Here is a 14,522-nt window from a genome sequence, read left to right as displayed (position 1 = left end):
CTCACCCGCGGGGCGCTGGCACCGTCCTTCGGTCGTCTTAGTGGACGAGGACCGCGACCGAAATGTCCGGCTGCGGGCGCGCGAAGAGATAACCCTGACCGTAGCGGCAGCCCATATCGCGGAGGAGCTCAAGCTGTTCGCTGGTCTCGATTCCCTCGGCGACGACGTCGAGTCCGAGGGAATCGGCCAGGTGCAGGATTCCGCGTACGATCGCCTGGTCGCGGTCAGAGGAGACAAGGTTGTCGATGAAGGTCATGTCGATCTTGAGTAGATCGACCTCCAGCGAACGGAGCTGGGCGAACGAGGAATAGCCGGTTCCGAAGTCGTCGATCGCGAGGCGGACGCCGAGATCACGCAGTTCGTCGAACGTGCGGGTCGCCGAATCCATGACGTCGATAACGGCGCTCTCGGTGAGTTCTAGCCAGAGCTGGCCGGGCGCCAGCCCGGTCTCGAGGAGGGCACGGCGAACGACGGTGCCGAAGTCCGAGCGCACGAACTGCCGCGCGGAGACATTGACGCTGACGGCTTGATCGGCATCGAGCGAAGTGGCCGCAGAACACGCCTGCCGAAGCACCGCGCGGCCGATGTCCCTGATCAGCCCGGTCTCCTCGGCGATCGCGATGAAATCGCCCGGCGCGACAATGCCGATTTCCGGTCGCCGCCAGCGCGCCAGGGCCTCGGCGGCCGCGACCCGCGGGTTCTGCAGGTCGACGATCGGCTGGTACCAGGTCTCGATCTCACTGCGTCCGACAGCAGTGCGAAGCCCGATCTCCGTGTCGACCCGCCGGCGGATGCGCCCGCGCAGGTCGTCGTTGAACACCTCATACCGGGCGCGACCCTGGTCCTTCGCCAGGTACATCGCCTGGTCGGCCTGCCGGAGCAGCGTCTCGGCGTCCTCGGTACCCGCGCTGACGGCGATGCCGATGCTCGTGTCGACCATTGCGGTCTGGTCGCCGATCTCAATGGGCAGGGACACCGCGGCTTGCACCGCCTTTGCGATCCGGCGTGCCTCCGCGCCCGTGCCGATGTCGGGACAGAGCACGACGAATTCATCGCCGCCGATCCGGGCGACCGTGTCAGAGGCCCGGACCGCCGCGCGCAGCCGGACCGCGATCTGGGCGAGGACCGCGTCGCCGGCGTGGTGGCCGAGGCTGTCGTTGACGACCTTGAAGCGGTCGAGGTCGATGAAGAGCAGGCCGACTCCACGGTGCGCCCTGGCGGCGAAGAGGAGTGCCTGGTCGAGCCGGTCGAGCAGGAGCAGGCGGTTGGGCAGGTCCGTCAGGGGGTCGTGAAAGGCGAGGTGCTCCACACGCGCCTCCGCCGCTCGCACGGCCGTGACGTCGGTGACGCTCAACAGGTAGCCGGTGACGCCGGTCGTGTCGAGAATCCGGGTGGCGCTCGCCTGCACCCATTTCGCCTCACCGGTCAGGGTCTGGAACCGGAACGTCGATTCAAAGGCGGCACCGGATGCGACGGTCGTCCTCCACGCGTCGATCACCCGCTCCGCGTCGTCGGCGTGGATGTTCCGGCCCCAGCCGTCTCCCCGCGACGCCTCGACGCTCAGTCCGGTCATTCGCATCCACTGCTCGTTGGTTGTGACGACGCCGCCGCCGGCGTCGAATTGCACGATGCCGACGGGCGCGATGCGGATGAGCGCGTGCAGTCGCTCGGCGGTCCTGGCCAGTTCGCGGGTACGGTCGTGCACCGCGCTCTCCAGGGTTGCATTGGCCACGGCCAGGGCGTCGAAAGCGCCGTCCCGTTGGATGTCGAGCGCGCGGAGCCGTCCGGCCGCGATCCAGGCGACGCCGAGGACGAGCCCGATGGTGGACGAGACGAGCAGCGCGTTGCCCAATTCGGCGTCGAACCAGCCTTCTCGCTGGGCCCAGAGGCGCAGCCAACCAAGAAAGAACGGACCGAGAATGATAATGGGGAGACCGCTTCGGAGTAGCCGGCCCGCACTCCGGCGGTCGCGGACCAGGCCGACCAGCCCGATATCCGGTCGTTCGTACAGGATGGCCGCGGCGATCGCGCCCACGCAGAGAACGGTGAGCGTGGAGATGTTCAGCGGCCGGCCGGGGTCACTCACGGCCGATACTCCGTAAGCGGCGCTGAGGATCGTCAGGAGCACCAGCAACAGGGTGAGAACGGCGAAGCCGGCGGTGACGGCGGCACCCGCCACGCCACGGAGGCAGAAGGCAAGTCCGAGGAGCACGAGGGAGAGTGCGGTCCCGATCGCCATTCTTGGTGGCGAGCCACCGAGGCGGAGCCCCGGCAGGAGAACGTCGACGCCCAGGCCAACGCCCGAGACGTATTCGGCGAGGGTCAGTCCGCCGATGACGGTCGCGACGGCGCCCAGCGCTGTCGCGACCGCCGGGCGGTCGGCGAGGGCGAGGGCGACCGCGAGAACGAGGAGCCCAACGATCGTTGTCGGCTTCATGACGTCGTGTGGCAACGCTGCGCCGGTCGACAGGTCGAGCATGTACCACCGGACCAGGGAGAAGAGGGTCACCAGGGCGACGAGGGCGGAAACGACCCGACTGTCACGGCTGACGCGCACCACCGCTCCCCCCAACTGCCGGGCATTGGTGCCGGTCGACACTTGAACAGTACTGGCTTCCGATGCGGTGCCGTGCACGCAGTCCGGTTCGCCTCCGCGAGAGCGGGTGAATCGTCGTTCTGCCGCGCTCAGAACGACGGCTCACCCGCTTTCGCGAGGAAGGGGGAGGTGTGGGGGCGGGCTCAGGCGGGCGACTCCCAGATTTCCAGCTGGATGCCGTCGGGGTCGCGCAGGTAGGCCCACTTGGAACCGATCAGGGCGCCGGAATCGAGAGTGACGGGCGGTGCGTTGAATACCGCGCCCTTCTCGACCAGGTCCCGGTATGCCGCGTCGAGGTCCGACACTTCGAGGCACACATGCGCGCTGCCGACATCACCATTGCTTCGATCGAAGTCGCGCCCCTCCGGGTTGTGGTATTCCAGGAATTCCAGGCGGGTGTTCCCGATCATGATCATCGAGAATGCCAGCGCGGCATCGTTCACCTGGACGCTGCGGGAGAGTGCCTCTCCCGAACCCTCGCTGACGGGACCAGGAGTGAGCCCGAACATTCGCGAGTACCACTCGAAGGAACGCTTCATGTCGCGCACCGTCACTCCGACGTGGTGCACTCCGAGAACCTGGAAGGCCATCTGACTCTCTCCTCTGCGTCCCGCCGCGCTGCGGGTCGCTGTCGTCGTGTTGTCACTCGACTCACATTCTGCTGCGTCGGGATCGCTTTGTACAGTGTCACTACACAAGTGTGCACCGATCGCGCACGCCGGATCGCGGGGGATGGTCCTTCGCGGTGGTCGAGGACGATCCACCTTCCCCAAACCTCGGCGTTGCCGATTCTCGAATCGTTACCGGCAACTACTTGTGAACAGCTCAGGACTTTTGTAAAGTGACGCTCAACACACAGCGCGTGACATCGACGTTGCCCGGTGAGAATTGTTGGGAGAAAGCATGATCGACGCAACGGTGCGTGAACCGGCGAAGCTACTCAGTTCGCGACCTGTCGTCTCCAAGGGATTCGTCACCGTCGGCGTATCCACGGTGCTGCTCTTCGTGGTCTGCGCCCTTGTCGCGCCGACGAGCGTCTCCGGCGGGGCTGTGCTCGGGATGATCCCCTTCGCCGCCGTGCTTGCAATCGTCGGCCTCGGCCAGATGCTGGTCGTGCAGCAGGGCGGAATCGACCTTTCCATCCCCGGCGCCGTGTCGCTCGCCATCGTGATCGTCAGCCACGAGCCGGACGGTGACAACAGCAGGCTGTTGCCCGCGGTCGTTCTGGCGCTGGCCTACGCGATCGGGGCCGGCCTGCTCAATGGCTTCATGGTCGGCCGTCTCGGACTCAACTCGATCATCGCCACCCTGGGAACGAACGCACTGCTCTTCGGGGCCGTCCTGGGCATTTCCGGCGGCACGCCGCGCAGCACGACCAGCCTGCTGGCCGGAATCGCCGGCGGCCTGACCTGGGGCATCCCGAACTCAGCATTCTTCGCTCTCGCCGCGCTGGCGCTCGTGACCGTCATGGTCAAGCGCACGGTAGCCGGGCGGCGTTTCGAAGCCGTCGGGGCGAACCCGCTGACTGCCCGTGCGACGGGCCTGCGCGTGACGATCCATCAGTCGCTGGCTTTCGTGTGGGCCCAGCTGCTGTACTGCCTGGCCGGCATTCTGCTCGCCGGCATCACCAACCAGCCCACTGCCTTCCAGGGCGACGCATACCTGCTCCCGGCGGTCGCGGTCGTCGTGCTTGGCGGCACATCGTTGCTGGGTGGCCGCGGGTATCCCGTCGCCACGGTCATCGCGGCGTTGTTTCTGAGCCAGCTCGACCAGTTCGTGCTGTCACTCGGCGTGCCCTATGCGGTGCGCACCCTCGTGCAGGCGGCGGCGCTCGCCGTCGGCGTGGCACTGTACACGGTGGACTGGGCGGCATTCCGCCAGAGGTTCATCCGCAGGTCCCCCCGGATCGGCACCCCGGCATGACTGCTGCACACCGGGGACAAGGTTTTCGACGGAGCGGTCGAAATAGTGCGACAGAGGCGTCGCTCTCACAATGGAGGAAATCAAACATGAAACGTCCCAAGAGTCTCGCAATGCTCGTCATGTCCCTCGCCGCAGCTTCGCTGGCGCTCGCGGGCTGCAGCGGAACGTCATCGGGCTCGGGCTCCGGCTCGACGGCGGATGCCGGAACTTCTGTGGCAGGAGCACCGTCGTGGTGTGGTCCGAAAAAGATCTCCCTCGGTCTGCTCGACGGCTTCGGCGGAAACAGCTGGCGCCTGGTGACGACGGCGGCCGGTGCCGATGAGGCCAAGCTGTGCCCGAGCGTCACAAGCTACGAATACGCGGACGGCCAGGGTGACACCCAGAAGGCCATCTCGGACATCCAGGGCATGGTCGCCAAGGGTGTCAACGCCCTCGTCGTGTTCCCGGACGCCGGCCAGGCCATGCTGCCCGCCCTGCGCAGCGCATACAAGGCCGGCGTCGTGACCGTTCCCTACCGGGTCGACCCGGGCGGCAAGGACGGCGTGGACTACGACGCCTGGATCGGCGCGGACTTCGTGACCGATGGCAAGAACTGGGGTAACTGGCTCAAGACCAACCTCCCCGACGGCGGCAACATCCTCTTCATCAGCGGACCGAAGGGCAACAGCCAGGCCGTCGACGAGCTGACGGGCATGAAGTCGGTCATCACCGACCCGAAGTACGTCTTCATCGGCGAGACGCCCGAGGTCACCAACTGGGACCCGGCACTCACCCAGCAGGTGCTCACCGCGGACATCGCGAAGTACCCGAAGATCGACGCCATCGTCTCGGACTTCGGCCCGTCGCTCGTGGGCGCCCTTCCGGCCTTCGCGAAGAGCGGGCGTTCCGTGCCGGCCATCGTCACCTCTGACGGAAACTCCCTCGGTTGCTTCTACACGGACAACAGCGCGGCCAACCCGGACTTCAAGCTGATGACGGTCGCCACCGGAAACGACAACGTGCGACTCGCCGTCGACTACGCGGTCGCGAAGGCGACCGGTGGCGTGCTCCCGACCGACACGGTCTTCAAGGCCCCGGCCTTCGAAGACTCCGTGAGCGGAAAGCCGAGCACCGTGCAGTGCAAGAAGGACCTGCCCGGCGACATCTACCTCTCGGCGAAGATGTCGCCTGAGGACCAGGCGGCCCTGCTGAAGAAGTAGGCCAACCGGTGCCGCCGTCGGGTCGGTCGCGACTGTCGCGACCGACCCGACGGCTGGTTCGTTTCCCCACATTGCACAGACAGGAAAAGGTCACAACTGTGAACAACCACGACACCGTCGACGTGACGACGCCGGACAAGGTCGAGCCCGCCGCCCCCGCAACCCTCGTGATGTCCAACATCTCGAAGCTCTACTCCGGCGTCGCGGCCCTCTCGGACGTTTCCGTCGAGATCCTGCCCGGCGAAGTCCACGCCATCCTCGGCGAGAACGGCGCGGGCAAGTCGACGCTGATGAACGTGGCATCGGGTACGGCGCAACCCGACGGGGGCAGCATCACCTTCGAGGGCACCCCGATCGGCGTGCTGACACCGGCCATCGCCGTGCAGCTCGGAATCGCGATCGTCCACCAGCATCCCGCCGTGCTCCCGGACATGACCGTCCTGGAGAATCTGCAGGTCGCCCTGCCCGCCGCGGTCCTCGCGTCCGGTACGTCGCTGGAAGCCACTGCTCAGGCGCTGCTCGCCGACGCCGGCCTGAGCGTGCACCTTCAGGATCGCGTGGAACTCCTGTCCGTTGCCCAGAAGCACTTGCTCGAGATCGCCAAGGCTCTTGCCCTCAAGCCGAAACTCCTCATCCTCGACGAACCGACAGCGCCCCTCGGCCAGGGATCCGTCGACCTGCTGTTCGAACGTGTGCGGAGGTCCGTGTCGAACGGAACGGCCGTCGTCTACATCACCCACCGCCTGGCCGAAGTCCGTGAGCTCGCCGACAAGGTGACCGTGCTTCGGGACGGCCGCGTCCGCGGCAGCGCCCGCGTCGCCGACATCACCGACGACGAACTGCTCGCGATGATCGTGGGACGCAAGCTCGAATCGACCTTCCCGCCCAAGCACATCGGCTCGCCGGACGACGAGACGAACTTCTCGATCAACGGGTTGAGCGGCTCGGGATTCGCGAACATCTCGATCAGCGCCCGCCCGGGCGAGATCATCGGCATCGCCGGGGTCGTCGGAAACGGCCAGAGCGAACTGATGCGCGCGCTCGCCGGTCTCGACTACTTCACGGGAACGGTCGCCATCGCCGGCAAGACCTTGAACTCCCGGCAACTCCTGCAGGAGGCGGCATACATGCCCGCCGATCGGCACCGCGAGGGCCTCCTGATGTCCCTCTCGGTGCGCGAGAACGCCGCCGTCTCGGCACTGGCGAAGTTCAAGCGGGGACCGCTGCTCAGCCGCAAGCGTGAGTTGGGCACGGTGGCCGAGACGCTGGGTTCGCTCGCGGTCAAGGCCGCGTCGATGGATTCCGTCGTCTCCTCCCTGTCCGGCGGCAACCAGCAGAAGGTCGTCCTGGCGCGGGCGCTGCTCTCCGAGCCGCTGCTGGTCGTGGCCGATGAGCCGACGCAGGGCGTCGACGTGGGTGCCCGGGCCGAGATCTACCGGATCCTGCGTGAGGTCTCGGCCTCCGGCATCCCCGTCGTCGTCGCCTCATCCGACGCGAAGGAGCTCGAGGGGCTGTGCGACCAGGTCATCGTGATGTCGCGGGGGCACGCGCTCGAAGTGCTCCAGGGCGCTGCGATCAGCGAAGAACGCATGATCCACGCCGCCGTCCGCTCGACGACCCGATCGGTGTCCGTCGTCGCGGATGAATCGGTCTCGAAGCACTCCGGACTCCGTCGTTTCCTGCAGGGCGACTATGCCCCCGCGGTGCTCCTGGTCGGTGTCATTGCACTGCTCGGGTCGTTCCTGTTCAGCCAGAACGCCCGCTACCTCTCCGACTTCAACATCTACTCCGTGCTCACCCTCGTCACGGCGCTCGGTTTCATCGCTCTGGGGCAGACCATCTCGCTGCTGATCGGAGGTATCGATCTGTCCGTCGGGCCCCTCGCCGGGTTCCTGGTGGTGATCGGGTCGTTCTTCATCAACGACGACAAGTCCGTGGTGATGATCGTCCTCGGATTCGTGCTCATGATCGTCGTGGCGGCCGTCATCGGGGTGGTCAACGGCTCGCTGATCAGGTTCGCCCGGTTCACTCCCATCGCCGCGACGCTGACCGTGTACATCGCGTTGCAGGGATTCAGCTTCCTGCTCAGGAGCTCCCCGGACGGGTACATCAACTCGACGGTCACCGGAATCATCGGGTGGCAGCTCGGGCCGGTGCCTGTCGCATTCATCGTGCTCGTCGCGGCCACGCTCGTGACCGAGTTCTTCCTGAAGAAGCGACGCTGGGGCTGGAAGCTGCGCGCGACCGGGTCCAACGAGGAATCGGCGCGCAGGAACGGCATCAATATCAACCGGACCGTCATCCTCGCGTATGTGGCCACTTCACTGTTCGCGTTCGTGGGTGCCGTGATGCTGATGGCGCAGATCGGGGTCGGCGACCCCGCCCAGGGCGTCGGCTACACGCTCACGAGCATCACCGCGGTCGTGCTCGGTGGAACGAGCCTGCTCGGCGGGCGGGGCACCTTCATCGGCACACTCCTCGGTTCCATCCTGCTCGTGCAGGTACTCAATGCGACGTCTTTCCTCGGCTTGTCCCAGATGTGGCAGTACCTGTTCCAGGGGCTCCTCATCCTGGTGGCGGCGATCGTCTACTCGGTCGCACGACGCAACAACAAGCGCAGGAAGACGTCCTTCGCGCTCAGGTAGGCCGCCCGGTCACCGGTTCCGAGACGACAGAGCGCCGAGCCCGATCCGGTCCCGGCGCTCTGCCATCTGTCTTGCGCTTCACTCTGCGGTGCTGAGCCCGCGGGTGATCTCGGCGATGGCCGACCAGTCAAGGGGCGCGAGTTCGGGATCGGCGAGAGCCCGCTCGAACATGTCGCGCAACACGGGCGCCGTCGGGAGCACGACGCCGCTCGCAGCAGCAGCCCGCTCCGCGAGGGACAGGTCCTTGAGGCCGAGCCCGACGCTGAAACCGGGCGGGCTGTATGCCTTGCGGGCGATCAGGTTTCCGTAGCCCGTGTAGACGCTGCCCGTGAACGCGGCATCCGTCAGGATCTCGACGAACGTCATGCCATCGACTCCACCGTGTTCGACCAGGGTCACCGACTCGGCGAGGGCCTGGAGCGCGTGGATGAGGTTGTAGTTCACGCCGATCTTGACCAGGCTTGCCGTGCTCGGCCGCTCGCCGACGGCCCAGGTGCGCTTGCCGATCGCGTCGAGGTACGGCTGCGCCCTGGCTATGGCGCTCTTCGTGCCTGCCGCGACCACATTGAGCTTCCCGGCCGCCGCGATATTGGACCGGCCGAGCACGGGAGCCGCCACGTAGTCGATCCCGGCGAGGGAGTGCAGGTCGGTCAGCCGATCCGTCGCCTCGACGCTGAGCGTGGCGCAGTTGATGTGCAGGGTGCCGGCCGGCGCATCCGCGAGGGCCTCCGCACTGAAGACGGCCTCGGCGGCAGCGTCATTGGCGAGCATCGAGATCACGGTACCGACGCTGAGGGCGTCGGCGATGGAGACCGCCCGGGTGGCGCCGGCCGCGACGAGGGCGTCCGCCGCACCGGTCGATCGGTTCCAGACGTGCACCGAATGGCCGGACTCGATGAGCCGGCCTGCCATGGCAGAGCCCATTTCGCCGAGTCCGATGAAGCTGATGTCCGACATAGTTCACGCCTTCCAGATTGTCCTGAGGTTTCCGGATCCCGGCCAGCGGCCGGGCGCTCCGTCGCGCCGGATTGGGGCGCAACCGCCCTTTGTGCAGTTCCAGTGAACACTACCGTGAGTGCCCGGTCTGCTCAACGTGATTCCCCCGCGATGGCAGTGTTCGCTTGACAAGCCCGACGCCGCTGAGTTGAATGTCAACCAACACCTTGTGCAGTGAGACTGTACAAAATAGTATTGCTGCGATACCCCGGCCCCGACCGGACACCAGACTTCGTACTGCAAAGGAGCAGAACACGTGGGCATTCGACTCGCCGAAAAGACCGTCGTCGTCACAGGCAGCGCATCCGAGCTCGCCGAAATGGGGGCCGGCGACTCCCGCTTCGACTCGATGGCCGGCGACATCCTGATGGGCCGGCCTGCCGCGCCCGAAGACATCGTGCCCACAGCGGTGTTCCTCGCCGCGAGCGATTCCGACTGCATCACCGGTCAGGTCATCCCCGTCGAGGGCGGCATGAACCTCGTCTGATCCGGCAGCCCGCCCTCCGGCACTCTGCACGACACTCTGCACGACACTCAGCAAAGGAATGACACGACCGTGACCACAGCCACTTTCGGAACCAACGCCGTCGACTGGGAGGAGCGCATCCAGTTCGATCGCCTGCGCACGGACAGGCTCGCCAAGCTCCGGCGCGAGTTGTCCGGCTCGGACCTCGGGGCCGTGCTCGCCTTCGACTTCTCCAACATCCGCTACATGTCGTCGACCCACATCGGCACCTGGGCCATGGACAAGCTCATCCGCTTCTCGCTGCTCACCCGGCACAGCGACCCGATCGTCTGGGACTTCGGGTCCGCGGCCAAGCACCACCAGCTCTACAACCCCTGGCTGCAGACCACGACGGCCGAAGCGGATGCCGACCCGCACGCTCCGCACCACGGCGCGGTCCGGCCGCGGGCCGAGAACGGTGCCCGCGCCGGAATCTCGACCCTCCGCGGAGCCTTCCACCCCGACGCGGGGATCGCCGAGGGCGTCGCCAAGAAGATCAAGCGCGAACTGGAGAAGTTCGGCCTGCAGAACGAGCCGCTCGGCGTCGACGTGATCGAGCTGCCCATCCTGATGGCCCTGCAGAAGGAGGGGATCCGCGTCGTCGACGGCCAGCAGGTGTTCCTCAACGCCCGGGCGGTCAAGACCGGTGACGAGATCGCGCTGCTCACGCAGGCCGCGTCGATGGTGGATGCCGCGTACGAATCCCTGTATGAATTCCTTAGGCCGGGCGTGCGTGAGAACGAGGCCGTCGGGCTGGTTTCCAAGGTGCTCTACGACCTGGGGTCTGAGTACGTCGAGGGCGTGAACGCCATCTCGGGGGAGCGTTGCTCACCGCACCCGCACGTCTTCTCCGACCGGTTGATCCGGCCGGGCGACCCCGCCTTCTTCGACATCCTGCACAGCTACCAGGGCTACCGCACCTGCTACTACCGCACCTTCGCGGTCGGGTCGGCGAGCCGGGCGCAGCACGACGCCTACAAGATCGCCCGCCAGTACATGGACAGGGCGATCGCGCTCGTGCGCCCGGGGGCCACCACCGCCGACATCGTCAAGGTCTGGCCGACGGCCCAGGAATTCGGCTTCCCCGACGAGGAAGCCGCCTTCGCCCTGCAGTACGGCCACGGCGTCGGCCTGTCCATCTGGGAGAAGCCGATCTTCTCCCGGCTCGTGTCCCTCGACCACCCGGAGGTGCTCGTGGAGGGCATGGTCTTCGCCCTCGAGACCTACTGGCCGTCCGCCGACGGCATCGGGGCGGCCCGCATCGAAGAAGAAGTCGTCGTCACCGCCACGGGGTGCCAGGTGATCACCAAGTTCCCGGCAGAGGACCTGCTCGTTGCCGGCCAGCGCTACTACAGCGTCGGGGGGCCGTTGTCCCTGGTGCGCGACTCCCAGTCGCACCTCAACACCGCCGCCGGTCGCGGCGAAGCCGAGTAGGGCGCCGATGCGCGCCGCGGTCTACCACGCTGATCACGATGTCCGCCTCGAGGAGGTGCCCCCGCCCGTCCGGGCTCCGGGCGAAGCGCTGCTCGAGGTGCTGCGCAGCGGCATGTGCGGAACGGACGCCACCGAGTGGAAGGCCGGCCCGCTCACCTTCCCGGTGCAGCACCGCCACCCCGTCACCGGCCAGACCGGCCCGATGATTCCCGGCCACGAATTCGTCGGGAAGGTCCTCGAGGTCGACGAGTCGAGCCACTTTTCCGTCGGCGACATCGTCGCGAGCGGTGCGGGTGTGTCCTGCGGCGTCTGCGACCGGTGTGCGGAAGGTCGCACGAATCTCTGCGACCGGTACTACACACTGGGGCTCAACACCGACGGCGGTATGGCCGAGTTCGTCTCCTGCCCGGAGAGCACCCTCGTCCTCGTTCCCGAGGGACTCCCGATCGACCTCGCTGGCCTCGCCCAGCCGCTCGCCGTCGGCCTGCACGCCGCCCGTCGGTCCGGGGTGCGTGACGGTGACCGCGTGGTCCTGATCGGGGCGGGGGCGATCGGCTCCTTCGTGCTCGCCGGGCTGAAATCGCTCGTGTCCGCCGACGTGACCGTGATCGACTTCCCGGGGGCGCGGCTCGAGCGAGCCCGTCGCCTCGGCGCGACACGGGTCGTCGAGGCAGGTGCGGATGCCGCCGCCCGCGTCGCCGAGGCCATCGGGCCGTTCGGCGCCGACGTCGTGATCGAGGCCAGCGGGGCGCCCGGACAACTGAACAATGCCCTCGCGATGGTGCGCAAGGGCGGAACCATCCTCCAGGTCGGGCTGCCGTCGACAGAGCAGTCTGTGGACATCCATTCGCTCGTCATGCGCGAGATCACCGTGCGGACGACGCTTGCGCACGTGTGCGGCACCGACCTCGCCCCCGCTCTGGGTATTCTGGCGACGACCAATCTGGGCACCGAACTTCTCGACTCCGTCCGACCTCTTGACGACCTCGCCGAACAGCTCGAGCGACTCGCGACGGGCCGGCTCGAGGGCAAGGTACTCTTCGATCCACGACAAGGGGCAGCATGAAGGCAGCAGTTTTCCACGGCGCGCACGACATCCGCATCGAAGACGTGGACGGACCGCCACCCCTCGGCAGCCTCGACGTGCTGCTGCGGCCGTACTGGTGCGGCATCTGCGGCACAGACCTCCACGAGTACGCCATGGGGCCGATCGTCATTCCCTCGCACCCGCATCCGCTCACCGGGGCCACCGCCCCGCAGATTCTCGGGCACGAGTTCTCGGCGGAAGTGCTCGAGGTGGGTTCCGGCGTGCGGTCGGTGCGCGTCGGCCAGCGGGTGTCCGTGATGCCGTTGCTGTACTGCGGCAGCTGCTACTACTGCCGCCGCGGCCTGAACCACCTGTGCCAGTCGATGGCCTGCGTCGGCCTGAGCTTCGCCTCCGGAGGAATCTCGGAACTCGCGGTCGTGCCGGCCAGTCACGTGAGCGTGCTGCCCGATTCCGTCTCCGACCTCCAGGGCGCCCTCGTCGAGCCGGGAGCGGTGGCCGCCTACGGAGTCGACACGGCGCAGGTCCGGCCGGGGGACACCGTGCTCATCACCGGCGCCGGTCCGATCGGCGCACTCGCCTCGCTCTACGCCTCGGCTCTCGGTGCCCGCGTGTTCATCTCCGAGGTCAATCCGACCCGCGTCGCGCTCGCGAGGAGCCTGGACGTGGGCGAGGTGATCGATCCGTCCAAGATCGACGTCGCCGCCTGGGTCAAGGACCAGACCGAGGGAATCGGCGTCGACGCGGTGATCGAGTGCTCGGGCAACGAACGGGCCCTCCAGACGGCCATCGCCTCGGTGCGCTCGGCCGGGCGCATCTCGCAGACCGGCCTGCACACCAGGCAGGCGGCCATCGACCCCATGGTCCTCTCCGAACACGACATCACCCTCGCAGGCACCTGGTGCTATCCCGTCACGGACTGGCCGCGCATCATCGACCTGATCGCCCGCGGCCGGTACCCGGTCGAGAAGGTCGTGAGCGCCCAGATCAGCATGGCGGATGTCGTCGAGAAGGGCTTCGAAACCCTGCTCTCGCCGACCGGCGACCAGGTCAAGGTCCTCGTCAACGCACGCTGACGTCGATTCACACGGCTGACCTCGATCCACACTGACGCGCACCCCTCGCGCACCCTCTCCCGTCCCCACGATTGGAATCCCGATATGAAAGCGCTGCGCTTCGCGGAACAGAATGTTCCCCGGATTGACGAGCTGCCCATCCCCGCGATCGGAGCCGACGAAGTGCTCGTCGCCGCGCGATCCGTCGGGGTCTGCCACTCCGACATCGACCTGCTCGAGGGTCGGTACATCATCCCGTTCGAGTACCCGATCATTCCCGGACACGAATGGTCCGGTGAGGTGGTCGCGGTGGGAAACCGGGTGCAGGACTTCGCGGCCGGCGATCGGGTCGTCGGCGAGTGTGTCATCGGGGAGGACCACTTCGGGTTCTCGATCAGCGGTGCGGCCGCGGAGTTCTTCGTGGCCAGGCCCGAATGGCTGCACAAGCTTCCCGCGAGCGTGTCGTACACGAACGGCGCTCTTGTCGAGCCGTTCAGCGTCGCGTACTACGCGCTGATGCGGGTCGGGAACGTCAACGCGAGCGACACCCTCGTCGTGCTCGGTGCCGGACCGATCGGACTCGCCGTCACCGCGGCCGCCTCGGCCCTCGGCGCCGTGACGATCGTCGTAGAGCCTTCGCCAGAACGCCGGGATGCCGCGCTGCGACTCGGCGCCAGCCACGCCGTGCACCCCGACGATATCGTCGAGTTCCTGAACGAGCAGACGGACGGGCGCGGAGCGGATGTCGTCGTCGAGGCGAGCGGCCGGCCGGCCGTCATGGCCCAGGCGCTCGAACTCGCCGCCTTCCGGGGCCGGGTCGCCTACATCGGCATCGACGTCGGGCGCGAGGCGCCGGCGAAGCTCGGGCTCATCCAGTCCAAGGAGCTCAAGATCACCGGTTCGGTCGGCTCGCCCGGAGTGTGGCCGGAAACCCTGCGCTTCCTCGCTCACACCGGAATCGACCTGAGCCCGCTCGTCACCCAGAGGTTCGGGGCCGCCGACGCACTGGGCGCCCTGGAGGCCGCGCACCACCCGGCGACCACGATCAAGGCGCACATCGAATTCGACGCCGTGCTGCCCGCATAGCGAACAGATCTGAACGACGGATGTCCCGGACGAGCGCT

The 14,522-nt window shown here is 67.2% G+C and carries 11 protein-coding genes; 8 read left to right on the top strand and 3 right to left on the bottom strand.

Translation table 11 applies throughout. The annotated features are described in order from the left end of the window. Positions 1 to 37 precede the first annotated feature (37 nt). Together E3O39_RS16650 and E3O39_RS16645 are read right to left on the bottom strand one after the other, a co-directional pair. Positions 38 to 2,557: a bifunctional diguanylate cyclase/phosphodiesterase gene (locus tag E3O39_RS16650; protein WP_134449135.1), complete on the bottom strand. Its 2,520-nt coding sequence runs from the start codon at positions 2,555 to 2,557 to the stop codon at positions 38 to 40. A 182-nt stretch (positions 2,558 to 2,739) separates the two neighbouring features. Then, a complete protein-coding gene (locus E3O39_RS16645; RefSeq protein ID WP_134449134.1) occupies positions 2,740 to 3,186 on the bottom strand; it encodes a VOC family protein in 447 nt (148 codons plus the stop codon). A gap of 313 nt (positions 3,187 to 3,499) precedes the next feature. Here E3O39_RS16645 and E3O39_RS16640 point away from each other — a divergent pair, with 313 nt between their 5' ends. From E3O39_RS16640 to E3O39_RS16630, 3 genes are all read left to right on the top strand, one after another. After that, complete coding sequence (locus E3O39_RS16640; protein ID WP_134449133.1) at positions 3,500 to 4,519, top strand: ABC transporter permease; 1,020 nt, start codon at positions 3,500 to 3,502, stop codon at positions 4,517 to 4,519. Positions 4,520 to 4,605: 86 nt separating this feature from the next. Continuing rightward, on the top strand, positions 4,606 to 5,718 hold the full coding sequence (locus E3O39_RS16635; RefSeq protein ID WP_134449132.1) for a substrate-binding domain-containing protein: 1,113 nt from the start codon (positions 4,606 to 4,608) through the stop codon (positions 5,716 to 5,718). Positions 5,719 to 5,816: 98 nt separating this feature from the next. Next, a complete protein-coding gene (locus E3O39_RS16630) occupies positions 5,817 to 8,363 on the top strand; it encodes an ATP-binding cassette domain-containing protein (protein WP_241985115.1) in 2,547 nt (848 codons plus the stop codon). 78 nt (positions 8,364 to 8,441) lie between these two features. On the opposite strand, the gene E3O39_RS16625 is transcribed toward E3O39_RS16630, so the two are convergent. Then, positions 8,442 to 9,320: an NAD(P)-dependent oxidoreductase gene (locus tag E3O39_RS16625; RefSeq protein ID WP_134449131.1), complete on the bottom strand. Its 879-nt coding sequence runs from the start codon at positions 9,318 to 9,320 to the stop codon at positions 8,442 to 8,444. Between the two features lie 295 nt (positions 9,321 to 9,615). On the opposite strand from E3O39_RS16625, the gene E3O39_RS16620 reads away from it, so the two are divergent. From E3O39_RS16620 to E3O39_RS16600, 5 genes are all read left to right on the top strand, one after another. Beyond that, positions 9,616 to 9,846 carry an SDR family oxidoreductase gene (locus E3O39_RS16620; protein WP_134449130.1) on the top strand — a complete coding sequence of 77 codons (231 nt, stop codon included), beginning with the start codon at positions 9,616 to 9,618 and terminating at the stop codon, positions 9,844 to 9,846. 69 nt (positions 9,847 to 9,915) lie between these two features. Then, the gene (locus tag E3O39_RS16615) at positions 9,916 to 11,298 is read left to right on the top strand and encodes a Xaa-Pro peptidase family protein (protein ID WP_134449129.1); all 1,383 of its coding nucleotides are present in this window, start codon (positions 9,916 to 9,918) and stop codon (positions 11,296 to 11,298) included. 7 nt (positions 11,299 to 11,305) lie between these two features. Beyond that, the gene (locus E3O39_RS16610) at positions 11,306 to 12,364 is read left to right on the top strand and encodes a zinc-binding dehydrogenase (protein WP_134449128.1); all 1,059 of its coding nucleotides are present in this window, start codon (positions 11,306 to 11,308) and stop codon (positions 12,362 to 12,364) included. Beyond that, complete coding sequence (locus E3O39_RS16605) at positions 12,361 to 13,419, top strand: 2,3-butanediol dehydrogenase (RefSeq protein ID WP_134449127.1); 1,059 nt, start codon at positions 12,361 to 12,363, stop codon at positions 13,417 to 13,419. The genes E3O39_RS16610 and E3O39_RS16605 overlap by 4 nt, the downstream gene beginning before the upstream one ends. An 84-nt stretch (positions 13,420 to 13,503) precedes the next feature. Next, positions 13,504 to 14,484, top strand: coding sequence for a zinc-binding dehydrogenase (locus E3O39_RS16600; RefSeq protein ID WP_134449126.1), 981 nt, complete (start codon positions 13,504 to 13,506; stop codon positions 14,482 to 14,484). Positions 14,485 to 14,522: the final 38 nt, after the last annotated feature.

This window comes from Cryobacterium sp. MDB2-A-1 (assembly GCF_004402675.1).
GTDB classification, from domain to species: Bacteria; Actinomycetota; Actinomycetes; order Actinomycetales; family Microbacteriaceae; genus Cryobacterium; species Cryobacterium glucosi.
Note: the sequence above shows the minus strand (reverse complement) of the source record. Positions and strands in the feature narration are given on the sequence as shown.

Excerpts from the sequence above, each read along its gene's own strand:
- E3O39_RS16625 (WP_134449131.1), bottom strand. The coding sequence starts at position 9,320 with ATGTCGGACATCAGCTTCATCGGACTCGGCGAAATGGGCTCTGCCATG.
- E3O39_RS16640 (WP_134449133.1), top strand. The coding sequence starts at position 3,500 with ATGATCGACGCAACGGTGCGTGAACCGGCGAAGCTACTCAGTTCGCGA.
- E3O39_RS16645 (WP_134449134.1), bottom strand. The coding sequence starts at position 3,186 with ATGGCCTTCCAGGTTCTCGGAGTGCACCACGTCGGAGTGACGGTGCGC.
- E3O39_RS16610 (WP_134449128.1), top strand. The coding sequence starts at position 11,306 with ATGCGCGCCGCGGTCTACCACGCTGATCACGATGTCCGCCTCGAGGAG.
- E3O39_RS16605 (WP_134449127.1), top strand. The coding sequence starts at position 12,361 with ATGAAGGCAGCAGTTTTCCACGGCGCGCACGACATCCGCATCGAAGAC.
- E3O39_RS16635 (WP_134449132.1), top strand. The coding sequence starts at position 4,606 with ATGAAACGTCCCAAGAGTCTCGCAATGCTCGTCATGTCCCTCGCCGCA.
- E3O39_RS16600 (WP_134449126.1), top strand. The coding sequence starts at position 13,504 with ATGAAAGCGCTGCGCTTCGCGGAACAGAATGTTCCCCGGATTGACGAG.